This window comes from Bacillus sp. ISL-35 (assembly GCF_018613355.1).
In the GTDB taxonomy this organism is placed as follows: Bacteria; Bacillota; Bacilli; order Bacillales; family Cytobacillaceae; genus Mesobacillus.
In genome coordinates this window covers 254175-278767 of the sequence record NZ_JAGGQK010000001.1, presented here as the reverse complement: position 1 = coordinate 278767, position 24593 = coordinate 254175, and the positions used below count along the sequence as shown (strand labels likewise).

Here is a 24593-nt window from a genome sequence, read left to right as displayed (position 1 = left end):
GGTATAGTGAGTCAAATTCTCCATTGTTTCAGCCAAATCCTTCTTCAGAACAAAACTAGTGCCAATTCGCTAAAACTAGATGGAATGGCAGAGTTTTCGACACCGGCATGAACCTGGCTGACATTATTTTTGGCTTCCAGCCCTGGTGAACATCCCGAATGAACGCTTATACAGAATCCACCAGCTTGCTTCTTTTACCTTGGCATCCGCAACGAGCGGGGTTTCGGCTACTGTCTTGCCATCTTTCACAAGCTTAAGGGTTCCGACCTTGTCTCCTTTTTCGACAGGAGCTTTAAGGCTTTTGTTCAGTGTGATTTTCTGTTTGACATCCTTGATATCCGCTCCTTTTTTTGTAAGGAGGGAAACACTTCCAGAGGTGACCGCGTTTATTGTCTTTTTGTCACCCTTGCTGATCACAGCTTTCCCAAGCGGATGTCCTTTTTTGAACAGTGGATGTGTCTGGTACTGGCTAAAGGCGTAGTCCAGCATCTTCGTTACCTGAGCATTCCTCGCTTTGGAGGTCGGTGCCCCGAACACGACTGCAATCGCACGCATGCCATCCTTTTGCGCAGTCGCTGTGAGACAATATTTTGCTTCATTGGTAAAGCCGGTTTTTAATCCATCCACTCCCGGGTAAAAACGAACAAGCTTATTCGTATTGACCAGCCAGAATTTCTTTTCTGAATCCTCACGAAGATAATCTTCATAAGTACCTGTATACTTGGTTATTTTTTCGTACTTCAGCAGCTCTTTTGCCATCATGGCCATATCATACGATGAGCTGTAATGTCCATCGACAGGCAGGCCAGTAGTATTTTTAAAAAAGGTATCTTTCAAGCCAAGTTCCTTGACCTTATCATTCATCATTTTCACGAATGCCTCTTCAGATCCACCGATGCGCTCGGCCATCGCGACCGCGGCGTCGTTTCCTGAACCGATGGCGATTCCTTTCAGCAATTGCTCGACTGTCATTTCTTCCCCTGGCTCCAGGAAGATCTGGGAGCCTCCCATTGAAGCAGCATATTCACTTGCCCGGACTTTCTCGTCCATCTTCAGCCTTCCTTCATCCAGTGCTTCCATGATTAAAAGCATTGTCATGATTTTTGTCATGCTGGCCGGCGGCAGCTTCTCATGACTGTTTTTATCAAACAGGACTTGTCCGGTATCTCGCTCGATCAAAATAGCTGAACTGGCATCATTGGCCAGTCCCTGGTCTCCTTCATTCGCATATCCTTTTGGGGATATCAATGCAGTTCCCATAATAAAAACAAGCAGTAAACTCGTAAGCTTTTTCAGATTCATGGCCATAACCCTCCTATCTTTATAGGCTCTATTTTTATCCAACCAATCCACTTTTATACAGGTAAGGCAGATAAATCCGGTATTTTTTGCATATAAAAAAAGCGGAGAGTCATCTCTCCGCTTTCATTCAACCATTTTATTTTGTTATTTCTTCATGCACGAGGATTGGTGCTTCAACATGTTCGCTCGTGATTTTAATGTTTTCATACAGCATTTCTCTGACTTCATTCACATCTTCAAAGTTACTGTAGATAGTGAGAAGGGATTCTCCCTTTTCTACCTTGTCGCCAATTTTCTTACGCAGCATGAGCCCAACTGCCAGATCGATTTCAGATTCCTTCGTTGCTCTTCCTGCTCCTAGAAGCATGGCTGCTGTTCCTACTTCATCAGCGACGATTTCGGATACATAGCCTGCCTCTTTTGCTTCAAGTTCAAACTTGTATTTCGCCTGCGGCAGGTTTTCCGGATGATCGACGACAGATGCATCGCCGCCCTGGGATGCAAGGAATACTTTGAAGGTTTCGAGAGCAGTGCCGTTCTTGATGACTTCTTCAAGCTTGGTTCGTGCGTCTGCAAGAGACTCAGCCTTTCCGGCAAGGAAGACCATGTGGCTTCCAAGAGTCAGACAAAGTTCCGTTAAATCTTCAGGACCCTCGCCCTTCAGGGTATCGATTGCTTCCTTGACCTCCAGCGCGTTCCCAATTGCAAAGCCCAGCGGCTGGCTCATATCGGAGATGACAGCCATCGTCCTGCGGCCGACGTTGTTCCCGATTCTCACCATTGCTTTTGCCAGTTCACGAGAATCATCCAGCGTCTTCATGAATGCGCCTGCTCCTGTTTTCACATCGAGAACGATTGCATCCGCTCCTGCAGCGATTTTCTTGCTCATAATCGAGCTTGCAATCAATGGGATGCTGTCGACCGTTGCAGTTACGTCACGCAATGAATAAAGCTTTTTATCAGCGGGCGTCAGATTTCCGCTCTGGCCGATGACCGCAATTTTATTTTTATTGACAAGATTGATGAATTCTTCATTGTCTATTTCGACATGGAAGCCTTCTACTGCTTCCAGCTTATCGATGGTTCCACCTGTATGTCCGAGCCCGCGCCCTGACATTTTTGCAACCGGCACACCCAAAGCTGCTACTAATGGACCTAGTACTAGCGTCGTTGTATCGCCAACACCCCCTGTAGAGTGCTTGTCGACTTTAACACCTTCGATCGCTGATAGATCAATCTGGTCTCCCGACTTCACCATGGCCATCGTTAAGTCTGCGCGTTCTTTTTCCGTCATTCCCTGGAAGAAAATCGCCATTGTCAGCGCGCTTACCTGGTAGTCAGGAATACTGCCATCTGTATAGCCGTCAATGAAAAACTGGATTTCTTCCGTTGATAACTCATGTCCGTCACGTTTTTTCTCGATCACATCGACCATTCTCATCATTATCACCACTTATCATTATTTAGCCGGAGAGCTATGGATTATTTTTGCCCTACTGTTTTTACAATCTCATTTACAAGTAAAAGGAAGCTGGACTTCACTTTTTCAGTTGTTTCAATTACTTCATCATGGCTTAATGGCTGATCAAGGATGCCTGCTGCCATGTTTGATATGCAGGAAATGCCAAGTACTTCAAGTCCGGAATGCTTTGCTACCATGACTTCAGGGACTGTGGACATTCCGACTGCGTCTCCGCCAAGCGTACGAATCATTCTGACTTCAGCAGGTGTTTCATAGACAGGACCAGGGTTTCCGAGATACACGCCTTCTTTGATTGTCAGATTGTTCTTCTCTGCGACTTCTTTCGCAACTGCTCTTAAATTCTTAGAATAGGCTTCGCTCATATCTGGGAAGCGAACGCCGAATCGTGAATCATTCGGCCCGATCAATGGGTTCGTACCCATATTGTTGATATGGTCAGTAATGATCATCAAATCGCCTGGTTCGAAGCTTTCATTCACTCCTCCAGCTGCGTTCGTAACAATTAGTTTATCAATCCCTAGTTCCTTCATGACACGGACTGGAAAAGTGACCTTATCCATGCTGTAGCCTTCATAATAATGGAAGCGCCCTTGCATCGCGATGACTTCGACGCCGCTAAGCTGGCCGCAAACCAATTGTCCGGCATGTCCTTCAACTGTTGAAACCGGGAATCCCGGGATTTCGTTATATGGAATCTTGACCGGGTTCACAATGTCGTCAGCCAGTACTCCCAGACCTGACCCTAGAATCAATCCGATTTTAGGCTGCTGAGTTAATTTATCATTGATATATGTTGCTGCTGTTTGAATTTGATTATAATCCATGAATTCCACCCCTTAGTTCAATTCCTTCAGGAAGCTAGTTCCGTGCTCAGGCATTTTTACGTTAAAGTTTTCCGCAACCGTCGCGCCGATGTCTGCAAAGGTCTTACGTATCGGCAGTTCTTTTCCTTCTTTCATTCCCTTTGAATAAACAAGAAGCGGCACATATTCGCGTGTGTGGTCTGTTCCGTGGTGAACAGGATCATTACCGTGATCTGCGGTGATGATGAGCAGGTCATCTTCTTTCAATTTATCAAATACTTCAGGAAGTCGTGCATCGTATTCTTCAAGCGCTTTACCGTAGCCTTCCGGATCCCGGCGATGTCCGAACAGCGCATCGAAATCAACCAGGTTCAGGAAGCTCAACCCAGTGAAGTCCTGGTCCAAAGTCTGGAGCAGCTTATCCATGCCGTCCATATTTGATACGGTACGCAGGGACTCTGTTACCCCTTCGCCGTCATAGATATCAGAGATTTTACCGATTGCCAGCACGTCAAGGCCTTCATCTTTCAACTCATTCATGACCGTTCTGCCAAATGGCTTGAGCGCGTAGTCATGGCGGTTGGAAGTACGTTTGAAGTCACCCGGCTGGCCGAGGAAAGGTCTGGCGATGACTCTGCCGACCATGTACTTTTCATCAAGTGTCAGTTCCCTGGCGATCTTGCAAATATCATATAGTTCTTCGATTGGAACGATTTCTTCATGTGCCGCAATCTGCAATACTGAGTCTGCTGAAGTATAGACGATCAAAGCGCCTGTCTTCATATGCTCTTCACCAAGCTCAACAAGGATCTCGGTTCCGCTTGCCGGCTTGTTTCCGATGACCTTTCTGCCAGTGCGTGATTCCAGTTCTGAGATCAGTTCATCAGGGAATCCATCAGGAAAAACCTGAAAAGGAGTCTGGATGTTCAAGCCCATGATCTCCCAATGCCCTGTCATGGTATCCTTGCCGTTTGACGCCTCTTGCATCTTTGTATAGAACGCCATTGGCTTTGCAGCAGGGCTGATACCTTTAATTTCTTCGATATTGCTAAGGCCAAGCTTGCCCATATTCGGCATATTCAGTCCGTTCATTTTCTCTCCGATATGGCCAAGAGTATGGGAACCTTTATCTCCAAATTTCTCTGCGTCAGGTGCCTCTCCGATCCCGACTGAATCCATCACAATCAAAAATACTCTTTTATATGTATTCGACATTCTGTCTCCTCCTTAAAAAGTATGAATGCGTTTCTCACAATTTTACAATTTTATGTTACCCTTTTTTGCTTATGATAATCGGATGCGTGCGTTTACATTTGTCAGAAGTCTGACATCTTCATTTTACTAGATATATCTAAAAACACAAGAAAAAAAGCCGGCTTTTCAGGCGGCTTTTTTGACAATTCTATGAAACTATCTGTCTGTTATCTAAAAATTTCTAACCGAAACTAGGCGCGGGGATGGAACTTTGTATAAACGTCCTTCAGCCTCGTCTTTGTTACGTGGGTATAGATTTGTGTCGTTGAAATGTCCGCATGTCCAAGCATTTCCTGGACTGCACGAAGATCTGCTCCATTTTCAAGCAGATGGGTAGCAAATGAATGCCGCAGCGTATGCGGTGTCAATTCTTTCTCGATTCCTGCTTCAGTTGTCAGCCGCTTGAGGATTTTCCAGAACCCTTGCCGTGACAACCCTTTTCCATGATGATTTAAGAATAAAGAGTCATCCTTATGCTTTTTCGATGCCAGTTTTGGCCTTCCTTTTTCGAGATACTCTTCGATCGCACCCGAGGCCGTCTTCCCAATCGGAATGATCCTTTCCTTGCTCCCTTTGCCCATGCAGCGTACAAAGCCCATCGTCAGGTGTACATCAGATAGTTTTAGTCCGATCAGTTCACTTACACGAATTCCCGTAGCATACATCATCTCAAGCATTGCCTTGTCTCGATAGCCAAAAGGGTCGGTAAGTTTCGGGCTTTCAAGAAGCGTCTCGACCTCTTCCATGCTCAGCACCTTAGGCAAAGAACGTTCATGCTGAGGACTTTCAATATGGACAGTCGGATCATGATCGACAGCCTTTTCACGCAGGAGAAAATGATGGAAAGCCCGGATGGAGGCAATATGCCTGGCCAGGGTTTTCGAGGATTTCCCTGAGTCTTTTAAAAACTTAAGGAAGTGGACAATCTGTGGGCGCTGGACTCCATTCAAGTCCCCAAGCTGTTCCACATTTTTCAGATAATGAATATAGCTATTCAAATCGCGTTTATAGGATACAATCGTATTCTTTGATAGACCCTTTTCAACAACCAGAAAGTGGATAAAGTCGTCAAGCCTGTCTTCCATTTCTATTACTCTCCATTCAGATAAAACAGTATCAGCCTTTCAAGCATGCTTCCTTCTTTCTTATCAAAGGTTCCTGACACCTTGATGGCTGCTCCTTCCGGTGCGTCATACCGATGATAACTTTCATATTCTTCATTAATCCACATGATACCATAATAAAATAGAATTGTGCATCCAGTGAACAAGATGAACACCTTTAATGTATGCATGACCATTCCGAACCACGATTTCATCTTCTTGCCTCCATACTTGTTGTAACAGAGAGATTCCCTGTTCAAACGACTATACTTATTTATTAATCTGTATGCCAATTTGGACAAGAATTATACCTGATAAAAGAGGTTAATTATGGCTCTTTTAGTTCACAATCAAAGATTACTCGTAAATCTCGTTGATCTCTCTAAGCAGGCTGATCCGGCTTCTCATACGGAAACGGCCTTCATTATAAGTAAAAAGCCCTTTCTCCATTAGGAAAAAGGGCCTCGAATTATTCTGTTTCTGCCGAATCCTTCTCCTGGCATCTGTGACAAATGCCGTGGAAAGTCAGGCGGTGGTCTTTAATCTTGAATTTCCAGTCTCTTTCAACGATTTCTTCTACATCCTCCAGAAGATCGTCCTGGATTTCATCAACAGCTCCGCACTCAATGCAGACAAGGTGATGATGGAAATGGGCAGCGCCTTCCTGGCGGAGATCATATCGGGACACACCATCCCCGAAATTGATTTTATCAACAATTTTCAGTTCGGTCAGCAGTTCAAGTGTCCGGTATACTGTCGCCAGTCCGATTTCAGGAGATTTCTCTTTGACAAGCAAATAAACATCTTCAGCACTCAAGTGGTCTTCTTCATGTTCAAGCAATACGCGGACGGTAGCCTCGCGTTGCGGCGTTAATTTATAGCTGGACGAATGCAGCTGTTTCTTGATTCTCTCGATTCTGTTTTCCATTTCGATAGTTCTCACTCCCCCGCCACTGTTCTTTTATTATATCAGAACGGAAATGAGATTCAAAATAAAATTATTACAAATAAGAAACAATAGTTATTTTCAACTGATAATTATTTTAATTTAATGAGTTGATAACAGCCTTCAATAATGACGGGGATAAATATGCCTCGATTCCTGCTGCCACTGCCAGAAAGACCAGTGCGGCTAAAAAAGAAAATATATATCTAAAAAATTGAGGCATGATCGGCTGGCTGATTTTTTTCATGAACTGATTCCTGATCATTTTTAAGGAAAATGTGACTGCCATCGCTGCGGTAATGATGAAAACAGGGATGATGATGAAGTTTTGCGGCAGGATGGATACAAACGACAACATGAAACCATCCCACTGCATCTGGTTCACGAGAAAGCCTACTGTAAAACCGACCACCATTCCTTTCATGAATAAAAGGACCAGGATAACCGGAAGTCCAATGATGGAAACCCCCAAAATCCAGATCAGGCCAATGAATTTGCCATTATGCATAAAGCTTTGCAAAAATAAATCCTTTCCGTCTGCTACTTTACCGGAAGCAGCCTGGCCAAAAAATTGTGATAGATAATAGAATAAATCTTCTTTTTGAGTAAAACTGAGGCTATTCACGATCACCGCGCCGAAGATGACGCCCATCAGAAAAAGGACTATGACAAAAAGATAGATTGAGGAATATTCTCGTAAATGGGTTACTGCGACGTCCTGGTACCTTCGTTTCTTCATCTCTCTTCCTCCTGCATATTGGTTACTACCATCATATGCTTGGACGGGAAGTCTATGACTCTGGAAGAAGAATTTTCACTCTCTTTACTAGAAACAAAAATCCGGCCTGCCAGGACCGGATTTACATATCTGCTATTTTTCCATACTTTCCTCCGCCGCCGGCCAGGAAGCCAAGCTGTCCTTTTCTGGCCTTGTCGATGGTGATTGCCGTCTTTTCAGGAATCAGCTGTTTTAAGGAGTCAAGAGGGACAGAGTGAAGCACTGCCATTTCTGTTCCGAAATGATCCATAAGCTTTTCCAGCATTTTCGGCCCAAGGCCTGGGATGAACTCTAGCGGAACCTGATGGATATAAGGCGGCCTCTCGGGCTTATTTCCATCTGCAGTCTTCAGTTCGCGTATTCTGTCAGCAACCCCCTTGACGATTTTGCCGGAGCCACATTCCCTGCAGATCTCATCAATGGACGGAATAGGAGTAAGGCAGTTTGCACAGACGGTCCGATGGTATTTTCCGAGCTGCGGGTCCAGTCCGTAATTTGCTTTTATCCGCCTTCCTTCAGAACCCTTAAGTGCTAGCGCCAGTTCTCCAAAAGAAGGCTCTTGCATTTCAATCTTCTGGTATTCCCTAGCAATTTTCGCAAGGGAATGGGCATCCGAGTTCGTGAGAAAAGGATAACGATGGATTTCGGAAATCTGATCGGCCATCATTGTATTTGAGCTTAACCCCAGCTCGATGCCATCAATCATATCAGGATCAAATACTTCCGTTAATGAATGCTTTACACCCTTTCCATATAAGCTTTTAAAAGGAGTAAAAACATGTGCAGGAATGAAAATCCCGCCAAGTTCCTTTACTTTTCTCTGCAATTCGCGGCCGGAAACATATATTCTCTGTGAGCTTAGGGTAATATTTTTCAAGTGATTTTGCAGCCACATCGAGAACATCCTCATCGTTTTCAGGGTTGGCAAGTAGCACAGGACATGGAGCGGTCCCTGTGTGCTCTCATCATTGATCTCAAGTTCCGACCCGAGGATGATGCTCATCCCGCCATAACTCAAACCGCCATCAGGATGTTCCTCAAGTTCACCTGCGCGAAGCAGATCCTGCATTTCATCGAGTACTTCAGGTGAATGGCTGTCAATGATCCCGATCATGTCCATACCTTTAAAATCCCTGGCATGTCGGATAATATTGCTGAAAGTCAGCGATTTCGCACCTGTGATTTTCACTGCCCTGCCCGATTTCGTCCTGCCTATATGGATATGAAGATCGACAAAGTATTCCTGCATTTATTTACCCAATGCCTCCTGCAACTGCAAATGCTGTACAGCATATGCCGTTTTTGCATCATAAATCTTTTGTTCCTTTACCAGCTGGATGGCTTCTTCAAGACTTACTTCAAGCAGATTGACAAATTCATCTTCATCGGCTGCTGCCGGGTTGGCTTTTTTCGCAAGTCCTGTTGCTTTATATACATGGATGATTTCATCTGCAAACCCTGGAGATGTATAGAAGGAAATCAGCCATTCCATGCTGGCGCATTCATAACCGGTTTCTTCTTCGAGCTCTCGGGCAGCACATACTTCCGGTTTTTCACCAGCCTCCAGCTTGCCGGCTGGTATTTCGACAATGGTCCTTTCAAGCGCCTTCCTGTATTGTTCAACCATGATGATTTTATTGTCATCCGTAACCGGAATCACCGCCACTGCCCCTGGATGCTTGACGATTTCGCGTTTGGAAGTTTTCCCATTCGGCAATTCTACATCGTCTACCTGCAGGCTAATGACTTTTCCTGTAAAGATTTTTTCCGTCTTCAATGTTTTTTCTTCAAGAGATTTCATTCATGTCCACTCCTGTTCTAATCCGATATCAAATGCTCATACATTTTACCATACTTATCCGAAAGGAGTATGGCGATGAAAGTGTATGTGCACGGCCAGGGCATCACAATTGCCGGCAAAGCGTGGGAAATTAAAGCGATTTTAAGAGAATATGGCAAAAAGCATACCCTAGTGAAAGACTGGGTGGAAACAGTCAGTAAATCGATGGGCCGTCCAGATTAGTTGAACCCGTTCCTTCCCTTCCGATAAAATGGAAATACTATTGATGGAACGGAGTGATGGAATGAAAAAACGGCAATTAGGATCTTCTGAATTATTTGTTAGTGAAATCGGCCTTGGCTGCATGTCACTTGGTACAGATTACACCAAGGCACAGGCAGTGGTCGAAGCTGCCCTTGAGGAAGGAATTAATTATTTCGATACCGCCGATTTATATGACTTTGGAGAAAATGAAAGGATTGTCGGACAGGCGCTGCGGAATGTCAGGGACCAGGTTGTCATTGCCACGAAAGCCGGCAATCGCTGGACCGATACGAAGGACAGCTGGACCTGGGACCCCTCGAAAAGCCATATAAAAGAGGCAGTCAAACAAAGCCTGAAAAGATTGGATACCGATTATATCGACCTTTATCAGCTGCACGGAGGGACGATTGATGATCGTATTGACGAAACAATCGAGGCTTTTGAAGAGTTAAAAGCTGAGGGCTTTATTATGTATTATGGCATTTCCTCGATCAGACCAAATGTCATCCGTGAGTATGCACAAAAATCCAATATTGTCTCTGTCATGATGCAATACAGCATGCTCGATAGGCGTCCGGAAGAAGAAGTGCTCCCGCTGCTGGGTGAAAAAGGTATCAGCGTTGTAACACGAGGAACCGTCGCAAAAGGGATGCTCAGCGACAGGCTGCTTGAAAAGGCGCCATCCAAGGGATATCTTGATTACAGCTATGATGAATTGCAGGAAGTATTGCCATTATTGAAGGAAAAACTGGCTTCTTCCCATACTCTTACCGAAGCAGCGATTCAATACAATCTGGCAGCCCCTGCTGTAGCCTCGATTGTCGCCGGGGCAAGCAGCGCAGAGCAAATTAGAGAAAACGCCCGGGCAGCAAGAGCCAATCCACTTTCTGCTGAAGAAATCCATTTAATTAAATCGCTTACGAAAGCAAACCAATATGATCAGCATAGATAGCAATAAAGGTTTGGACATATTCGCCTTTTCGGCGGGTATGTCCTTTTATATTCCAGATTTTCTTATCTTTAAGCCAGCAACAGCAAGACTGTATAAGCTGCCAGGCCTGCCGCGAATGCCCAAAAATTGCTTTCCCGCTCTTCAGGAAGCTCCTCCTTCATGACATTCAATATGACACCACCGGCCAGCAATCCGAAGAGGACCGCGATGATATTTTCATTCACTTCGACTACGATGCCAACAGCCCATCCGGCCATGGTCGCTCCAGCCAGCATCCATCTTCCAATCCTGTCGTAAATCTCCTTATGTGCTTCCCTGAGAGAATGATCACTGGTGATGAAGTGGACGGCAAGCGCGATGAAGTACAAAACCAATCCTTTGATGGACTCCTGTTCTCCATGCAGCAATAGATATCCGATCAATGCGTTGTAAAGGAAAAATGACGTAATATGAATCCAGAACACGCCTTTTGAGGCCCGGTTCAGATTATTCTCTTCCTGCTGCTTTTTCTTTGAGGTTTTTACCAGGCGCTCCAGTCCATAAAAAAAAGCCAACCCGAGCATTGCGACAATATATGTATGGTTCTCAAAGAACTTGAGCGCTTCTGATTGAATATTACGATCGAGTATCTCATTATGCTTATTCAATTCAGGAAGCAAGTGGATGAAGACATATGCCACTGAAATGCCGCCGGCTGCTGAAAGCAGCCTGCTTCTCGGTACGTTATCAAGGAACGGTAAATATCTGGAAAACAAATGAATGGCAACAAAGCCTGCTGCCAGCATAAAAGTTGTAAAAATCAATGTGTTTTGCTCCTTTGCCGCTTTTTACTTACTTGCCCTTTAGCGTCTGAAGCAAAACATTCTCTTTACAGTGGTTTCCAGATTCTCGCTTTTTGCTCTATGTCTAATACGGTTGATGACTTTGCCGCAATATAGGATTCGATATCATATTCATATTGCCGGGCAGCTTCTTCCTTCACACTTGCATACCTGGCTGCTTCATGCGGATGGGATCTTAAGTAATCACGGAAAACAAGGTGCCTGTACAGTTGATGGCTGCCTTTTTCAAAGGCATGGAGATGCACTTTACGGATCCCGTTGTCATCACTTTTTTGAAAATAACGCCGCCCTGGGATCCCGTTTTCTCCCCTGGCATCGTATCCGGCAGACTCGAGCGCTGGTGTTGCCTTTTCCACTAATTCGAGGCTTTCCGCAGCAAGCATGATGTCTATGATCGGCTTTGCGCTTAGCCCGGGGACAGATGTGCTGCCAATATGATGGATATCAACCTCTGTCTGGTTAAAAGCTTCGGCAATCAGGTTTTTCTCTTTTTCAAAAAGAGTTTTCCATTCGGCACGATACGGGACAACTTCTACTCTTCGTTTTTTCATTTGAACTTTGTCCAATCCATATCACTTTCGGAAAGCAGTTCTTCAAACGACTTGTTCTTCTCTCTTAACCGCTGTTCTTCTTTTTTCCGCTGCAAGTCGGCCTGCTTTTTCTTTTCTTCCTCTTCTTTCAGCTCTTGCTGCTGGGCTTTTAGTTTTTGCATGATATCCTGGTTTAGCAGGTCACCTAATGTTGCCGGTTTTTCGTCTTTTTTGACTGGCTGCTGGCGTTTTTGTTTTTTCTTCATGATTGATCCCTCTGTTTCTTTGCATTTTCTGAATTCGCTCATTTGGCAGAGCCGTTTTGTTAAAAGATTATACCACCGGAAGCTCATTTTTGAAATCAAACCGGACCACTTCTGCTAATGAAGAAGGAACGCCCCTTTAAAGGGCGTTCCCGATAATCAATATGCGTCCAGTTTCACCGCATCATCCACCTGCAGTTCCGGTTGCGTTGCTTTAATTACATCTTCCACTGTGTAGCCTGATGCTACCTCAACGAGTTTCAGCCCGAAAGGTGTCACGTCGACGACCGCCATATCGGTGATGATCCGGTTGACCACATTTTTACCGGTCAGCGGCAGGCTGCATTCCTTGAGGATTTTCGCATCTCCATTTTTGTTCACATGTTCCATGATGACGATGATCTTTTGTGCACCGTGAACGAGATCCATAGCGCCTCCCATTCCCTTGATCATCTTGCCTGGAATCATCCAGTTCGCAAGGTCACCAGCTTCAGAAACTTCCATGCCGCCAAGGATGGCAATATTGATGTGCCCTCCGCGAATCATTGCAAAGGACTCGGCAGAATCAAAATAAGCTGATCCCGGAATGGCGGTGACCGTTTCCTTCCCCGCGTTGATCAGATCGGGATCAACGCTTTCTTCTGACGGGTAAGGTCCGATTCCAAGCAGTCCGTTTTCGGACTGGAGGACAACCTGTTTATCGTCAGAAATGAAATTTGCCACCAGTGTCGGCATCCCGATCCCGAGGTTTACATAAAAACCATTCTCAATTTCTTTTTCAGCCCGGCGTGCGATTTTTTCCCGGACATTCCCTTTATTTTTAATCATATGCCTTCTCCTTTCATGATCAGCCAGAGTTAACTTCTCACTGTCAGCCTTTCAATCCTTTTCTCCTGATTGCCCTCAATCAGTGTCTGGACATAAATGCTTGGAGTATGGATACTGTTCGGGTCCAATTCGCCCACTTCATACAAGTTCTCTACCTCGGCAATCGTGACTCTGCCGGCAGCAGCGATCATCGGATTAAAGTTCCTTGCCGTTTTATGGTAGACGAGGTTGCCCATTTTATCGGCCTTCCAGGCACGGACAATGCTGAAATCCGCTGTCAGCGCTTCTTCCAGGAGGTATTCCTTGCCATTGAACATGCGGGTTTCTTTTCCTTCAGCAATTGGTGTTCCTACACCCGCCGGCGTGTAGAAAGCAGGGATACCGGCACCGCCAGCCCTGATTTTCTCGGCAAGCGTGCCCTGTGGGATCAATTCGACCTCGATTTCGCCAGACAGCACCTGACGCTCGAATTCTTTGTTTTCTCCAACATATGAACCTACCATTTTTTTGATTTGCTTATTTTTAAGCAGCAGCCCTAGGCCCCAATCGTCAACGCCGCAGTTATTGGAGATGACTGTCAGGTCCTTTACCCCTTTTTCAACAAGCGCGAGGATTGCGTTCTCAGGAATCCCGCAGAGCCCGAAGCCGCCAACCATTAAGGTTGCTCCATCATGGATATCCGCTACGGCGTCTTGAAAGGATGTGCAAATTCTTTTCATCGTTCTTCCCCCTTTTGACTATGTTCGCACCGGCACTATTATCTTGCCGGAATGACTATTAATCTTTTACAAAGTGATAGAATCAGACGAGTTCCACTACTGTGGCGACACCCTGTCCGCCACCAATGCATAGTGTCGCAAGGCCTGCCTTTGCCTGTCTTCGTTTCATTTCATGAATCAGCGTAACCAGGATCCTTGCGCCGCTCGCTCCAATTGGATGGCCCAACGCGATTGCGCCTCCATTGACATTTAAGATGTCCTTATTGAAATTCAATTCGCGGTCGACAGCAAGTGACTGGGCAGCAAACGCTTCATTCGCTTCGATCAGCTCCATCTGGTCCATTGTCATGCCCGATTTTTTCAGTGCCTTCTTTACCGCGTCAACCGGACCGATCCCCATGATACTCGGGTCAACACCGGCGCTTGCGTTCCCTTTGATCACGACAAGCGGTTTAAGACCCAGTTCATCCGCCTTTGCCCGGCTCATGACGACCAGTGCAGCAGCTCCATCATTGATTCCTGATGCATTACCTGCTGTTACGCTGCCATCCTTTTTGAATGCAGGACGCAGTCCGCCAAGCTTTTCGGCTGTTGTCCCCTTTTTCGGATACTCATCTGTGTCAAATACGACTGGATCGCCTTTTCGCTGCGGGATTTCAATCGGGACAATCTCGTCTTTGAACTTTCCTTCTTCAATCGCTTTTGCAGCCTTTTCCTGGCTGGATGCTGCGAACTCATCCTGTTCCTCCCGGCCAATTTCATATTTTGAGCATAGGTTCTCAGCCGTAACCCCCATATGGTAGTCATTGAAAGCACAAGTGAGTCCGTCGGAAGTCATGCTGTCCACGAGCTTCTGGTCGCCCATCTTGAACCCATCCCTGGCATTTTTCAATAAATAAGGTGCCTGGCTCATATTCTCCATACCGCCGGCAACGACAATTTCAGCATCTCCGGCAATGATCGCCTGTGCAGCCAGATGGACAGCCTTCAGGCCTGATCCACAAACTTTATTGATTGTCATAGAGGAAGCGCTTTCAGGAATGCCCGCCTTAATGGCTGCCTGTCTCGCAGGATTTTGCCCAAGTCCCGCCTGGAGCACATTGCCCATGATGATTTCATCTACCTGTTCCGGTTTGACTCCTGCCTGCTTCAATGCGTCCTTGATGACCGCAGCCCCCAGCTCCGGAGCGGAGATATTTTTCAAGCTTCCATTAAAGCTGCCAATTGCTGTTCTTACTGCAGCTACGATTACTGCTTCAGTCTTGCTCAAATTGCTCACCCTTTCTCAGATCTTCACATTTTTATTACTTCGATTGATTTGAATCAAATCCCTTTTATTTTATCAAAATTTTATTTATTCTTGCATTTTTAAAAATATTCTATTTACAATGAAGATATCTTAAGAGGAGGGTATGTCTAATGCTGCAGCTTCCCGAGAAGGTAGAAATTATTGAAGTCGGCCCAAGAGACGGGCTGCAAAATGAGAAGAATTTCGTTCCAACTGAAGTAAAAAAAGTGTTTATCAGTTCCTTGAAGGACGCCGGAATCAAAGAAATGGAGCTTACATCCTTCGTATCTCCCAAATGGGTTCCGCAAATGGGGGATGCGGCGGAGATTGTCGCAGATTGCCTGGATGAAAATACCCGGAATATCGTACTCGCTCCAAACAAAAAGGGAATTGAACGTGTTTATATGACGGATTGTAAAGCGGTTGCTGTGTTCGTCGGTGTCAGCAATACTTTTAATCAAAAGAATATCAACAAAACAACGGCCGAAAGCCTGGCGGAAGTACTGCCGTTGATTTCGGAGCTGAAGGCAAAGGATTATTTTGTACGCGCCTGCATCTCTACCGCATTTTATTGTCCATATGAAGGCAAGATTGCTGAAAAAGAAGTCCTCGCACTGTGCGGTGAATTCGTTAAAGCTGGAGTGGATGAACTGAGTGTTGCCGACACGATCGGCATGGCGGCTCCCCATGAGTCTTATTCTTTATTTTCCAGATTGATTGAGGCCTATCCGGATGTGCTGATGACTGCACATTTCCATGACACAAGGAAACTTGCGCTGTCCAATATTCTTGCCGCACTTCAGGCGGGTGTCACCCGTTTTGATACATCAGCCGGAGGCCTTGGCGGCTGTCCGTTCGCTCCTGGCGCTGCCGGAAATGCTGCGACTGAAGATGTTGTCTATATGCTTCAAAGGATGGGAATCCAAACCGGTGTTGATCTTGATAAGCTCACCCAGGCCATCGAAGTCATCCAATCTCATATCTCAAGGCCGATCGAAAGCAGTTATTTCAAGCTTCATTCAGTTAATGTTTAACTTTTTTGCATAAGCTCTTGTTCCTGAATCCATCTTATTAGATGAAACCATTCTGATGAAGGGAGCCTTTAACATGAGCCAAAAACGCGACAAGGGATACAGCCAGCAAGGTAAACCAAATGCTGACACAGTCAAGCAGCAAATTGCTGCTGAGGAACTCGAAAAAGCCATCCACCCGACAAAGGGACAAAATTCCCAGCAATAAGCGTAAACGCCTGCTTTAATAAGATTTTTCAGACCGCCCTGACCGGCGGTTTTTTCATGTTTGTTATTCACATATAATGGTAAAATAAAGAAGTGATCCTTTTTAAATCACAATTGCAGGAAAGCCTGTCTGATTTAGTTGGGAATATTTGTTGATCGGAGGGGTTGGCTTGAAGAAGGCGTTACGTGTGTTATTTTCATTTTTGCTGTTACTTGCCTCACTTGGCGTATTCATATCCAATAAAGTCATGTTTTTAAAAAGGAAGGATGACGAGGAGATCTTTAACCGGGAAACGGAGGCTGGCCATCTGGTGCCTGATGAGTATGATGCCCTTCCAAAAAGGGAAGTGACCATCCCTTCATCCTTTGGCTATCCATTGAAGGCTGTCCTTGTTGAACCGCATGAGTCAAATCGTCGTTATATCATCATCGCCCACGGTGTTACCCAGAGCAAGACGAATTCCGTAAAATATATGAATCTGTTCTTGAACAGAGGCTTTAATGCGGTTATTTACGACCATCGCCGCCACGGAGAATCCGGCGGGAAAACAACAAGCTATGGCTATTACGAGAAATTCGACCTTCAGTCGGTGGTCAACTGGCTCAGAAAAGAAAAAGGACCGGACCTCCTGCTTGGCATTCATGGTGAATCCATGGGCGCTGCGACCTTGCTTCTGTATGCGGGGATGCTTGAGGATGGTGCCGATTTCTATGTAGCTGATTGCCCGTTTTCAGACTTCAGCGAACAGCTCGCCTACCGCATCAAGGAAGAAGTCAAGCTGCTGCCGCCGAAACTATTGCTGCCGGTTGCCAATTTGTTTGTCCGTATCCGTGATAAATATTCCTTAAGTGAAGTATCGCCGATTGCGGTTATTGAAAATATCAAGAATCCGATCCTGTTCATCCACAGCCGCATGGACGATTTCATTCTGCCCTCCATGACCGAGGCTTTGTTTGAACAGAAAAAAGGACCGAAGAAACTGTTCATGGCCGAAAACGGGCTCCACGCCCAATCATACAGCCAAAATCGGGAACAATACGAAAAGGTACTCGATGAATTCCTTGAGGAATACGTCTTGGCGGGTGATGGAATTGCTGTTGCGGACCATAACCCAATATAACCCGCCTGTCTCGGACACTCTTGTTCGCTTTCTGGGTCCGTTTGTCCGATAGATCTGTTCTATCGGACATTTTTCTTTCATTCTGTCTTCCATTTGTCCGATAGAGCCCTCCTATCGGACACTTTTCTCTCATTCGGCTTCCGTTCGGCCGATAGAGCCCTTCTATCGGACACTTTTCTCTCTTCCTGGCTTCTGTTCGTCCGATAGAGCCCTCCTATCGGACACTTTTCTCTCTTCCTGGCTTCTGTTCGTCCGATAGAGCCCTTCTATCGGACACTTTTCTCTCTTCCTGGCTTCTGTTCGTCCGATAGAGCCCTCCTATCGGACACTTTTTCTCTCGTTCTGGCTTCGGTTCGGCCGATAGAGCCCTTCTATCGGTCATTCTTCTCTCGTTCCAGCTTCCCATTGACCGATAAAAAAAAGACTGGCTCAACTGGAGCCAATCCTTTACTGCTTTTCTCCCTGGCGATCGATTTCTTTGCCTTCGGCGTTCAATGCCCTGACTTCTTTATAGTCGCCAATGGCGTAGTAGTAGCGTTCGTTTTCTTTTTCAATGATTTCTATTTTGGTGAATTTGCCGTCTGGTCCCGCAGCTTCAATTGCTTTGATATCCGGGTTCAATACTTTCCCGAAAATGACCGGAATTGTCACATCCAAATTGCCGTCTTCTTTAAAAACCGTGAAGTCATCGACATACAGGAGCATGAAATCATTTTTATAATAAGTCCAGTGGTTATGCCCTGCATTTTCCCAGCCTTCTTTTTCGCTGCCCTTGATATAGGCGACGGCGAGTGCGTCGAATGTTTTCGAGCCCTCTTTTTGTTCTGTTGTGTAAAAGACGAGCCACCCATCCTCCACTTCTTCTTTGTGGATGATTTGTTTGATGTTGAACGGAATATCGTTTTGGATTGCTTCTCCTGCAGTTTTATAAGCACACGCTGACAGTACAAACGTGCACATAAGGATTATGGCTGCTTTCCACAATCTTCCCATCTCTCTCCCCTGCCTTTGCACCAAACTTCTATGTAATTCTACAACTCTCTCTCATTTAACCTTTTTTTCAATTTTTTGTAAACTTATAGTTTTGTTTTATCATAAAAACTCATTCTTGGATTCAGATACTCGTTCGGGCTTTTCAACTGGAAGCATCCGTTGGTCTCTTTGAAGTCCAGCGTCATTTCCTCAGCAAAGAAGACTTCCTTCGCTTTTTCGATATAGATTGGGATGCCTCCTGTTTCTATTGGGTGCTCTTCCCCTTCTTTTTCGCCTTCAAACCAGAGGGCAGCCACACCATTCACTGCACAGCCGCATCCGTCTATATCGTATTTCAATTTCACATATCCTTGTTTGCCTGCGATTTTTTCACTCAGTTTATTTGATGCTGCTTCGGTGATTTTCAATTTCATGATTGCACTCCCTTTCCGAGATTTCATTTTACCATACAGATGACTTTTTTACGTTTCACAGCCCTTATGTGAAAATATCTTGCAATTTTCCTGTTTAGCTTTTACTATCAAAGATAATTCTGTCAACTGGAAAGGGGTGCTTTTTTTGTCAAAAGTAACAATTAAGGTGAATGATAATGGATCTTTAAGGATTTCCGGCGATGTAGAGCTGCTGGATGGGGCCGGCAATAAGTATGAGACAAAGCCGGTGTTCTCGCTTTGCCGCTGCGGTATGAGCAAAAACATGCCGTTCTGTGATGCTTCCCATAAAGGAAAATTCGAGTCGGCCGTGCGCGCGCCGCAAGCTGAAGAAACGGAATAATGCATTGAGGGCAATGGGCATCCATTGCTCTTTTTTGTGGGGGTGGGTCACTGAGCTACCATTCGTCTGCAAGCCTGACATCCGCAATTGCCGCGATTCCAATGCGATGAGTCTCCTCAAACCGATCGATAATATGCAGTTTCTGTCCAAGCTCGTTCCAGTAATGGATTTTCCCGATCACCAATTCATATTTGCTGTGGCGGAAATAAGTGATGCTGACGGGCCTGTTGTACTCCATCGCTTCGAGGATCGTTTCATTCAATTGTTCAAGCTGCTGTTCATCCAGCTGTTTCTCTTTTTCGTATTGATCTTCCTGTGCCCAGTCACGGAGCATTTTCACATGTTCAGGCAGCATCATCGATGTCCACTTGATTCTTCCGCGGTCACGTATCATCTTTTCTCCTCCTTCAAATTATCAGCCCTTATGCCCGCCAACGAGTGCCGCCCGGTGCCTTGCGGTTCCAGCTGCCGTATAGGAAACCGCCCTCAGGAGAGCCGTGGATCCATAACGGCTGCGGATCCGGTCCATCGCATAGCCGAGTTCTTTCTTTTCCCAGCCGTTTTTTTCGAATAAGTCGAGCTGGAACTCACTGTCCGTAACAAGATTCCCGATTGATATCGAAATGCTCCGAACCGTTTTTCCAGCGTAGTTCTCCGCAAAAAGCTCAAGGCAGACACGATACACATCCATCGTAATATTGGTCGGCTCTTCAATCGTCCTTGACCGGTGGAATCCGCCGCCAAATTCATCCTGGCTGTAACCGACCCCGAAACTGATCGTCCGGCCTGCTTTCCCGTGGCTCCTTGCCCTGCGTGCAACTTCTTCGCACATTTCAAGGATGACATGTTTGATTTCTTCCTCTTCTTTGTAATCCCGGAGCAGGATCTGGCTTTTCCCAAAGCTGATCTGCCCTTCCATGATCGGGGCGCCGATATCGGAAAAATCGATTCCCCATGCATGCCAGTACATCTGGTTGCCCATGATGCCGAATTTTTTCTCCAGGACTTCAAGGTCATAACGGGCGAGCTGGCCGACTGTGAAAATCCCCATGCTGTTCAGTGTTTTTTCGACGCGCCGGCCGATTCCCCACATATCCCTCAGCGGCGAGACATTCCACAGCTTTGTCTGGACATCGTCATAGGTCCATTCGGCAATCCCTTTGTGCTTGGCATCGAGGTCAAGGCATAATTTCGACATCAGCATATTCGGGCCAATCCCGACTGCGCACGGAAGCTGGAACTCTCGCTCGATATCATCTTTGATTTTTTTTGCGATGGAAGCAGCGTCACCCCAAAGCTTAGAGGCACCATCCACTTTTATGAAGCTTTCATCGACACTGTAAGTATGGATCGCTTCCTTTGGGACATAGCGATTGAATACGCGGGAGATTTCAGTGGAAATTCGCAGGTATGTTGACATTTGCGGATCAACGACGACAATTCGCGGATCATCGGGAATTTCAAACTTTCGTGATCCGGTCTTGATGCCAAACTCCTTTTTCAAACGGGGTGAGGCTGCGAGGACGACACTCCCGGGACGATCGAGATTCCCGACGACAGCCAGGTAACAATCAAGAGGATCAAGGCCGATCATCACGGCGGAACAGCTCGCATAGAAGCTCTTCATATCCACACATAAAATTTTGTTTTGCGGCATTTCGCTGTAATCGACCATGTTTTCCCTCTCCTTTCGGTAAGCTTTTTTAAAAAAAGAACGTTTGTTCCGTATCATTATACCCATTATATTAAGCGAATATGCGTTCGGTTTCAATGGAAATTTTCCGGGTGACTGACTTAATTAAGGTGAAAATGGGGAGTCATGCCAGGACTGGAGATTTTTGCGGAAGGGTGTTTCCTGTGAGAATTTCCGATTATAATCAGAAAGAGAGGTGTGTGTCGATGGATAAAAAACTCATTCGCAAAATGGTCCAAAAGTGCTTCGTGCAGTATCGGCATGACGAATCGCTCCCATTTGGAGAGGCAGAATTCGAAGAAATTTATGAAAAAATTATCGGAATGAAAGCTGAGGATCCCGAGGCAGATTTGCATGACATCATCAATGATGCCGTTTATGAATTTTTGGCTTCCTAAAATAGGACCAACATGGAATAGACTACTCTTAAGACAATCTGATTCATCAAATATAAAAACCGCCAAAAAAATCGTGGCGGTCTGGAAGTTTATTTTTTATTGAAGATACTTTTGCCAAATAATTCAAATGTCCGGGGAAACAGGGTATAGAATTTGCTGCCTGCGTTCATCCAGCGCGGCAGATTGATTTCCCTTGTCTTAGTCATCATCCGGTCCACTACCTGCTTCGCCACATATTCCGGCTTCAGCATGAACCTTTTGACATTTTTCACATACGTTCCCTGCTTATCCGCAATATTAAAGAAGTTAGTTTTAATCGGTCCCGGATTGACAGAAGTGACAAAGACGTGATCATCAGCAACCTCCATGCGAAGACTGTTCGTGTAGCCAAGCACCGCATGCTTTGTTGCCGAGTAGACACTTGATTTCGGCGTGGCTATTTTGCCTGCCTGGGAAGCAATGTTGATGATATGGCCGCTCTGCCGCTGCTTCATGCCTGGAAGAACCATTGATGTGCAGGCAATCAAGCCAACCACATTGACATCGAACATCGACTTGATTTCATCCATTTTCACTTCGTGGGCAAAATCAAAGACGCCGAACCCGGCATTATTGACCAGTATGTCAGCATAGCGGATGTCAGAAAGCACTTCAAAAAAAACTTTCCTGACTGCTTCCGGATCTGAAACATCCAGCTGTCGCGCATAGATATTGATGGCGTACTTCGATTGCAATTCTTTTTTTAGAATTTCCAGTTTATCAATACTCCGGGCCAAAAGGACAAGATTCGCTCCACGCGCAGCGCAAAGCCTGGCAATCTCAGCCCCAATTCCTCCCGAGGCACCGGTAATAATAATATTTTTTCCTTTTAAAGATGGCATCCATTTTCACCTCATTTTGCTGTATAAACGAAGGAGGTTCCTTCTTCCCTGGCTGAAATGGCGTCCAGGGATTGTAAATAATCAAGCTGTCCGACGGTTTCCGAAATCGTCAGGTTCAGTTCACGTTCATATACCGTCGGGAAAAGCAATTTGCAGATCTCAAAAACGGTGAGCTCCCTGCCTTCGAGCATTCCTCTGACCTGCATGGCACGGTCGTGCTGGCGGGCGAGCCTCTTTTCAATCAGCCTGTGCAATTCCGTTATCTCCGTCCCATGACCTGTGTATACAAGACCGACAGGATGCTGCAGGAGTTTTTTTAGGGAGTGATTATATTGGACCAGTGGCTTCGGCCTTTCTGTTTCACCTGGCAGCGGCGGCTCAAGCAATGGATTTGGCGAGATTCCAGCAAGGATTGTATCACCCGCAATCATCGTGCCGTCTTTCTCACGCAAGAGTACGATGTGGCTCTGGGCATGTCCCGGTGTCTCGATCACCCTCCATCCTGGCAGGGCCGGAGGAATGTCATTTTCCGCAATAGTCCCAGTCAACGAGCGATTGCAAGAAAATACTAATGTCTTTTTCATGATTTTCATCGATGGCACAAAAAATTGGTCGGGTATTGCCGATTGTGAGAAGAAATTCTCATAGAATTCCTGATGTTCCTTCTCGAATTCCGAAGTCCTGTTAATCCACCTTTCGTTCAGGTGATGGCCATATACCTCAAGACCTGGTGAAAGGTAATCCAGCATTCCTACATGGTCCGGATGATCGTGTGTGAGGATGACCTGCTCAATATCTTCCGGCGTCAGTCTCAAATCAGCCAGCTGGGATTTGAACGATTCCCAGGAATCCTCTGTTTTTGTTCCCGCATCAACAAGTGTCAACCTGTCCCCTTTGATTAAATATGCGTTCACATCACCGACAGGGAAAGGTGTCGGCAAAGTCAGTTTGGCAATTCCATCTTTCCATTCAGCCATCGTATCTATACACCCCAAAACATTATTTTTCTATAAGGTAAAGTGATTGTATGTTCAAGAAATCATTCAACTTTACTGGTATTGGTATTTTTTCAATATAAAATTAAGTTTACCTTTAAAGCGGGCAAATGTCATTATTTTCACATTTCATTTTCAGAAAAAACTAAAAATTAGTCATTTCCCTCTTGACATAGGGGTTGTCTTTCTTGCATAATCACTATTAAAATTTCGTATACTTTTCAAAAGCACTAGAGCAAGACGAGTAGACAGGAATGGTGTTAGAGAGTGGAGTCCACCGGCTGAAAGGCTCCGCGGCCCTCTTCATGTTGAACCCTACCTTGCTAGCTGCCAGGCAAACCTGGACGTATACCGGCGTTAACGGATGTGAGCTGCACTTATTTGGCAAAAGCCGAAGAAGTGAATGAAGGTGGTACCACGGAAGCATGGCCTTTCGTCCTTTTATGGATGAAGGGCCTTTTTGTATTTCAATAACAATAAACACAAACTTATGGAGGCGAATCTGATGAAGAAGCTTGTTTTTGTTGGAGCAGGATCGATGGCGGAAGCAATGATTTCCGGGATAGGGGGAAGCGGGCTTCTTCCGGGAGAGCAAATATGGGTCACAAACAAACAGGATACAGACAGATTGAAAACATTGGAGCAGAAATATGGAATAAAGGCGACATATGATTGCGGCATTCTTTTTAAAGACGCGGATGCCGTCGTCCTGGCGATGAAGCCAAAGGATGCAGCTGGAGCGATTGAGGAGATTAAGTCCTATTTACCTGAAGGGATGCTGATCATTTCCGTCCTTGCTGGCGTTTCGATTGATGCCATTGAAACGGCTGCGGAAAAATCCCTTGCCGTGGTCAGGGCAATGCCAAACACCTCGGCTGCGATTGGCAGATCGGCAACAGCCCTGGCCGTGAATTCCGATGTGAGTGAATTCCAAAAAACGATGGTGCAGCAGCTTTTTAACACAATCGGCCAGACGACAATCGTTGAGGAAGATCAGCTGGACGCCGTTACAGGATTATCCGGCAGCGGGCCAGCCTATATATATTATCTCGTCGAAGCAATGGAAAAAAGCGCCGCTGAAATCGGGCTTGAAAAGCAGACAGCAAAGCAGCTGATTATCCAGACGCTGCTCGGCGCAGCGGAAATGCTGATACAGTCGGATAAGGAACCTGCACAGCTCCGCTTCGAGGTAACCAGCCCAGGTGGAACGACTGAGGCAGGCATCAAGGTACTTGAACAGCACGGGGTACAGGCGGCTTTTGTATCCTGTATCAAGGAAGCTACGTCCCAGTCAAAAAAGCTTGGCAGCCTGCTGGGCAATGAACTGGCAGCCGCAAACCGCTCCCTTTAAGATTGCAAACTGGT

The 24593-nt window shown here is 45.8% G+C and carries 30 protein-coding genes; 8 read left to right on the top strand and 22 right to left on the bottom strand.

Annotated elements, in window-relative coordinates:
* Nucleotides 1–123: 123 nt before the first annotated feature.
* The 10 genes from J7E38_RS01435 to J7E38_RS01390 all read right to left on the bottom strand — a co-directional run bounded on the left by J7E38_RS01435 (nt 124) and on the right by J7E38_RS01390 (nt 9470).
* Nucleotides 124–1296, bottom strand: a complete 1173-nt coding sequence (locus J7E38_RS01435; protein ID WP_285291703.1) for a D-alanyl-D-alanine carboxypeptidase family protein — start codon at nt 1294–1296, stop codon at nt 124–126.
* Between the two features lie 142 nt (nt 1297–1438).
* The gene (locus tag J7E38_RS01430; protein ID WP_215038068.1) at nt 1439–2743 is read right to left on the bottom strand and encodes a pyrimidine-nucleoside phosphorylase; all 1305 of its coding nucleotides are present in this window, start codon (nt 2741–2743) and stop codon (nt 1439–1441) included.
* 41 nt (nt 2744–2784) lie between these two features.
* Entirely contained in the window at nt 2785–3609 is an 825-nt protein-coding gene (locus J7E38_RS01425) for a purine-nucleoside phosphorylase (RefSeq protein WP_214704336.1), read from the bottom strand.
* A 12-nt stretch (nt 3610–3621) separates the two neighbouring features.
* Nucleotides 3622–4803 (bottom strand): phosphopentomutase, encoded by a 1182-nt coding sequence (gene deoB, locus J7E38_RS01420; RefSeq protein ID WP_214704343.1) that lies wholly within the window; start codon nt 4801–4803, stop codon nt 3622–3624.
* Nucleotides 4804–5033: 230 nt separating this feature from the next.
* Nucleotides 5034–5927 (bottom strand): site-specific tyrosine recombinase XerD, encoded by an 894-nt coding sequence (gene xerD, locus J7E38_RS01415; protein WP_214704345.1) that lies wholly within the window; start codon nt 5925–5927, stop codon nt 5034–5036.
* Nucleotides 5928–5932: 5 nt separating this feature from the next.
* The gene (locus J7E38_RS01410; RefSeq protein ID WP_214704347.1) at nt 5933–6160 is read right to left on the bottom strand and encodes a YqzK family protein; all 228 of its coding nucleotides are present in this window, start codon (nt 6158–6160) and stop codon (nt 5933–5935) included.
* A gap of 254 nt (nt 6161–6414) precedes the next feature.
* Nucleotides 6415–6873 (bottom strand): ferric iron uptake transcriptional regulator, encoded by a 459-nt coding sequence (gene fur / locus J7E38_RS01405; protein WP_214704349.1) that lies wholly within the window; start codon nt 6871–6873, stop codon nt 6415–6417.
* Nucleotides 6874–6988: 115 nt separating this feature from the next.
* A complete protein-coding gene (spoIIM, locus tag J7E38_RS01400) occupies nt 6989–7630 on the bottom strand; it encodes a stage II sporulation protein M (RefSeq protein ID WP_214704352.1) in 642 nt (213 codons plus the stop codon).
* 121 nt (nt 7631–7751) lie between these two features.
* Complete coding sequence (locus J7E38_RS01395; protein WP_214704353.1) at nt 7752–8918, bottom strand: TIGR00375 family protein; 1167 nt, start codon at nt 8916–8918, stop codon at nt 7752–7754.
* Nucleotides 8919–9470: an NUDIX hydrolase gene (locus J7E38_RS01390; RefSeq protein WP_214704355.1), complete on the bottom strand. Its 552-nt coding sequence runs from the start codon at nt 9468–9470 to the stop codon at nt 8919–8921.
* 75 nt (nt 9471–9545) lie between these two features.
* Here J7E38_RS01390 and mciZ point away from each other — a divergent pair, with 75 nt between their 5' ends.
* Both mciZ and J7E38_RS01380 read left to right on the top strand, forming a co-directional pair.
* Entirely contained in the window at nt 9546–9692 is a 147-nt protein-coding gene (gene mciZ / locus J7E38_RS01385; RefSeq protein WP_214704356.1) for a Z-ring formation inhibitor MciZ, read from the top strand.
* Nucleotides 9693–9753: 61 nt separating this feature from the next.
* Nucleotides 9754–10665 (top strand): aldo/keto reductase, encoded by a 912-nt coding sequence (locus J7E38_RS01380; protein WP_214704358.1) that lies wholly within the window; start codon nt 9754–9756, stop codon nt 10663–10665.
* A gap of 68 nt (nt 10666–10733) precedes the next feature.
* Here J7E38_RS01380 and J7E38_RS01375 read toward each other — a convergent pair whose 3' ends face one another.
* From J7E38_RS01375 to J7E38_RS01350, 6 genes are all read right to left on the bottom strand, one after another.
* Nucleotides 10734–11468: a hypothetical protein gene (locus J7E38_RS01375; protein ID WP_214704359.1), complete on the bottom strand. Its 735-nt coding sequence runs from the start codon at nt 11466–11468 to the stop codon at nt 10734–10736.
* Between the two features lie 65 nt (nt 11469–11533).
* A complete protein-coding gene (locus tag J7E38_RS01370; protein WP_214704362.1) occupies nt 11534–12058 on the bottom strand; it encodes a GrpB family protein in 525 nt (174 codons plus the stop codon).
* Nucleotides 12055–12303 carry a YqkE family protein gene (locus tag J7E38_RS01365; protein ID WP_214704364.1) on the bottom strand — a complete coding sequence of 83 codons (249 nt, stop codon included), beginning with the start codon at nt 12301–12303 and terminating at the stop codon, nt 12055–12057. Before J7E38_RS01365 ends, J7E38_RS01370 begins: the two co-directional genes overlap by 4 nt.
* Before the next feature lie 156 nt (nt 12304–12459).
* A complete protein-coding gene (locus tag J7E38_RS01360) occupies nt 12460–13128 on the bottom strand; it encodes a 3-oxoacid CoA-transferase subunit B (protein WP_214704366.1) in 669 nt (222 codons plus the stop codon).
* 29 nt (nt 13129–13157) lie between these two features.
* The gene (locus J7E38_RS01355) at nt 13158–13847 is read right to left on the bottom strand and encodes a CoA transferase subunit A (protein ID WP_214704368.1); all 690 of its coding nucleotides are present in this window, start codon (nt 13845–13847) and stop codon (nt 13158–13160) included.
* A gap of 82 nt (nt 13848–13929) precedes the next feature.
* Nucleotides 13930–15117, bottom strand: a complete 1188-nt coding sequence (locus J7E38_RS01350) for an acetyl-CoA C-acetyltransferase (RefSeq protein WP_214704370.1) — start codon at nt 15115–15117, stop codon at nt 13930–13932.
* Nucleotides 15118–15266: 149 nt separating this feature from the next.
* Between J7E38_RS01350 and J7E38_RS01345 the strand changes: the two genes are divergently transcribed.
* From J7E38_RS01345 to J7E38_RS01340, 3 genes are all read left to right on the top strand, one after another.
* Nucleotides 15267–16169, top strand: a complete 903-nt coding sequence (locus tag J7E38_RS01345) for a hydroxymethylglutaryl-CoA lyase (RefSeq protein WP_214704371.1) — start codon at nt 15267–15269, stop codon at nt 16167–16169.
* Between the two features lie 73 nt (nt 16170–16242).
* Nucleotides 16243–16374: a hypothetical protein gene (locus J7E38_RS24025; RefSeq protein ID WP_285291699.1), complete on the top strand. Its 132-nt coding sequence runs from the start codon at nt 16243–16245 to the stop codon at nt 16372–16374.
* 169 nt (nt 16375–16543) lie between these two features.
* Nucleotides 16544–17494: an alpha/beta hydrolase gene (locus J7E38_RS01340; protein ID WP_214704373.1), complete on the top strand. Its 951-nt coding sequence runs from the start codon at nt 16544–16546 to the stop codon at nt 17492–17494.
* Between the two features lie 447 nt (nt 17495–17941).
* On the opposite strand, the gene J7E38_RS01335 is transcribed toward J7E38_RS01340, so the two are convergent.
* Both J7E38_RS01335 and J7E38_RS01330 read right to left on the bottom strand, forming a co-directional pair.
* Entirely contained in the window at nt 17942–18487 is a 546-nt protein-coding gene (locus J7E38_RS01335; RefSeq protein WP_214704376.1) for a hypothetical protein, read from the bottom strand.
* A gap of 83 nt (nt 18488–18570) precedes the next feature.
* A complete protein-coding gene (locus J7E38_RS01330; protein WP_214704377.1) occupies nt 18571–18900 on the bottom strand; it encodes an iron-sulfur cluster biosynthesis family protein in 330 nt (109 codons plus the stop codon).
* Between the two features lie 106 nt (nt 18901–19006).
* Between J7E38_RS01330 and J7E38_RS01325 the strand changes: the two genes are divergently transcribed.
* Nucleotides 19007–19261, top strand: coding sequence for a CDGSH iron-sulfur domain-containing protein (locus J7E38_RS01325; RefSeq protein ID WP_215038127.1), 255 nt, complete (start codon nt 19007–19009; stop codon nt 19259–19261).
* 55 nt (nt 19262–19316) lie between these two features.
* On the opposite strand, the gene J7E38_RS01320 is transcribed toward J7E38_RS01325, so the two are convergent.
* Together J7E38_RS01320 and J7E38_RS01315 are read right to left on the bottom strand one after the other, a co-directional pair.
* Nucleotides 19317–19655, bottom strand: a complete 339-nt coding sequence (locus J7E38_RS01320; RefSeq protein ID WP_214704379.1) for a YolD-like family protein — start codon at nt 19653–19655, stop codon at nt 19317–19319.
* A gap of 21 nt (nt 19656–19676) precedes the next feature.
* A complete protein-coding gene (locus J7E38_RS01315) occupies nt 19677–20936 on the bottom strand; it encodes a Y-family DNA polymerase (protein WP_214704380.1) in 1260 nt (419 codons plus the stop codon).
* Nucleotides 20937–21160: 224 nt separating this feature from the next.
* Between J7E38_RS01315 and J7E38_RS01310 the strand changes: the two genes are divergently transcribed.
* On the top strand, nt 21161–21352 hold the full coding sequence (locus tag J7E38_RS01310) for a YqzH family protein (protein ID WP_214704381.1): 192 nt from the start codon (nt 21161–21163) through the stop codon (nt 21350–21352).
* 89 nt (nt 21353–21441) lie between these two features.
* On the opposite strand, the gene J7E38_RS01305 is transcribed toward J7E38_RS01310, so the two are convergent.
* A complete protein-coding gene (locus J7E38_RS01305) occupies nt 21442–22233 on the bottom strand; it encodes an SDR family NAD(P)-dependent oxidoreductase (RefSeq protein ID WP_214704382.1) in 792 nt (263 codons plus the stop codon).
* Between the two features lie 11 nt (nt 22234–22244).
* A complete protein-coding gene (locus tag J7E38_RS01300; protein ID WP_214704384.1) occupies nt 22245–23210 on the bottom strand; it encodes an MBL fold metallo-hydrolase in 966 nt (321 codons plus the stop codon).
* Nucleotides 23211–23733: 523 nt separating this feature from the next.
* On the opposite strand from J7E38_RS01300, the gene proC reads away from it, so the two are divergent.
* Nucleotides 23734–24579, top strand: a complete 846-nt coding sequence (gene proC / locus J7E38_RS01295; RefSeq protein ID WP_214704386.1) for a pyrroline-5-carboxylate reductase — start codon at nt 23734–23736, stop codon at nt 24577–24579.
* Nucleotides 24580–24593: the final 14 nt, after the last annotated feature.

Bases quoted from the DNA above. Each gene is read 5' to 3' on its own strand.
- J7E38_RS01430 (WP_215038068.1), bottom strand. From the start codon at position 2,743: ATGAGAATGGTCGATGTGATCGAGAAAAAACGTGACGGACATGAGTTA.
- J7E38_RS01425 (WP_214704336.1), bottom strand. From the start codon at position 3,609: ATGGATTATAATCAAATTCAAACAGCAGCAACATATATCAATGATAAA.
- deoB (WP_214704343.1), bottom strand. From the start codon at position 4,803: ATGTCGAATACATATAAAAGAGTATTTTTGATTGTGATGGATTCAGTC.
- xerD (WP_214704345.1), bottom strand. From the start codon at position 5,927: ATGGAAGACAGGCTTGACGACTTTATCCACTTTCTGGTTGTTGAAAAG.
- J7E38_RS01410 (WP_214704347.1), bottom strand. From the start codon at position 6,160: ATGAAATCGTGGTTCGGAATGGTCATGCATACATTAAAGGTGTTCATC.
- fur (WP_214704349.1), bottom strand. From the start codon at position 6,873: ATGGAAAACAGAATCGAGAGAATCAAGAAACAGCTGCATTCGTCCAGC.
- spoIIM (WP_214704352.1), bottom strand. From the start codon at position 7,630: ATGAAGAAACGAAGGTACCAGGACGTCGCAGTAACCCATTTACGAGAA.
- J7E38_RS01395 (WP_214704353.1), bottom strand. From the start codon at position 8,918: ATGCAGGAATACTTTGTCGATCTTCATATCCATATAGGCAGGACGAAA.
- J7E38_RS01390 (WP_214704355.1), bottom strand. From the start codon at position 9,470: ATGAAATCTCTTGAAGAAAAAACATTGAAGACGGAAAAAATCTTTACA.
- mciZ (WP_214704356.1), top strand. From the start codon at position 9,546: ATGAAAGTGTATGTGCACGGCCAGGGCATCACAATTGCCGGCAAAGCG.
- J7E38_RS01380 (WP_214704358.1), top strand. From the start codon at position 9,754: ATGAAAAAACGGCAATTAGGATCTTCTGAATTATTTGTTAGTGAAATC.
- J7E38_RS01370 (WP_214704362.1), bottom strand. From the start codon at position 12,058: ATGAAAAAACGAAGAGTAGAAGTTGTCCCGTATCGTGCCGAATGGAAA.
- J7E38_RS01365 (WP_214704364.1), bottom strand. From the start codon at position 12,303: ATGAAGAAAAAACAAAAACGCCAGCAGCCAGTCAAAAAAGACGAAAAA.
- J7E38_RS01360 (WP_214704366.1), bottom strand. From the start codon at position 13,128: ATGATTAAAAATAAAGGGAATGTCCGGGAAAAAATCGCACGCCGGGCT.
- J7E38_RS01355 (WP_214704368.1), bottom strand. From the start codon at position 13,847: ATGAAAAGAATTTGCACATCCTTTCAAGACGCCGTAGCGGATATCCAT.
- J7E38_RS01345 (WP_214704371.1), top strand. From the start codon at position 15,267: ATGCTGCAGCTTCCCGAGAAGGTAGAAATTATTGAAGTCGGCCCAAGA.
- J7E38_RS24025 (WP_285291699.1), top strand. From the start codon at position 16,243: ATGAGCCAAAAACGCGACAAGGGATACAGCCAGCAAGGTAAACCAAAT.
- J7E38_RS01335 (WP_214704376.1), bottom strand. From the start codon at position 18,487: ATGGGAAGATTGTGGAAAGCAGCCATAATCCTTATGTGCACGTTTGTA.
- J7E38_RS01330 (WP_214704377.1), bottom strand. From the start codon at position 18,900: ATGAAATTGAAAATCACCGAAGCAGCATCAAATAAACTGAGTGAAAAA.
- J7E38_RS01320 (WP_214704379.1), bottom strand. From the start codon at position 19,655: ATGATACGTGACCGCGGAAGAATCAAGTGGACATCGATGATGCTGCCT.
- J7E38_RS01315 (WP_214704380.1), bottom strand. From the start codon at position 20,936: ATGGTCGATTACAGCGAAATGCCGCAAAACAAAATTTTATGTGTGGAT.
- J7E38_RS01310 (WP_214704381.1), top strand. From the start codon at position 21,161: ATGGATAAAAAACTCATTCGCAAAATGGTCCAAAAGTGCTTCGTGCAG.
- J7E38_RS01305 (WP_214704382.1), bottom strand. From the start codon at position 22,233: ATGCCATCTTTAAAAGGAAAAAATATTATTATTACCGGTGCCTCGGGA.
- J7E38_RS01300 (WP_214704384.1), bottom strand. From the start codon at position 23,210: ATGGCTGAATGGAAAGATGGAATTGCCAAACTGACTTTGCCGACACCT.
- proC (WP_214704386.1), top strand. From the start codon at position 23,734: ATGAAGAAGCTTGTTTTTGTTGGAGCAGGATCGATGGCGGAAGCAATG.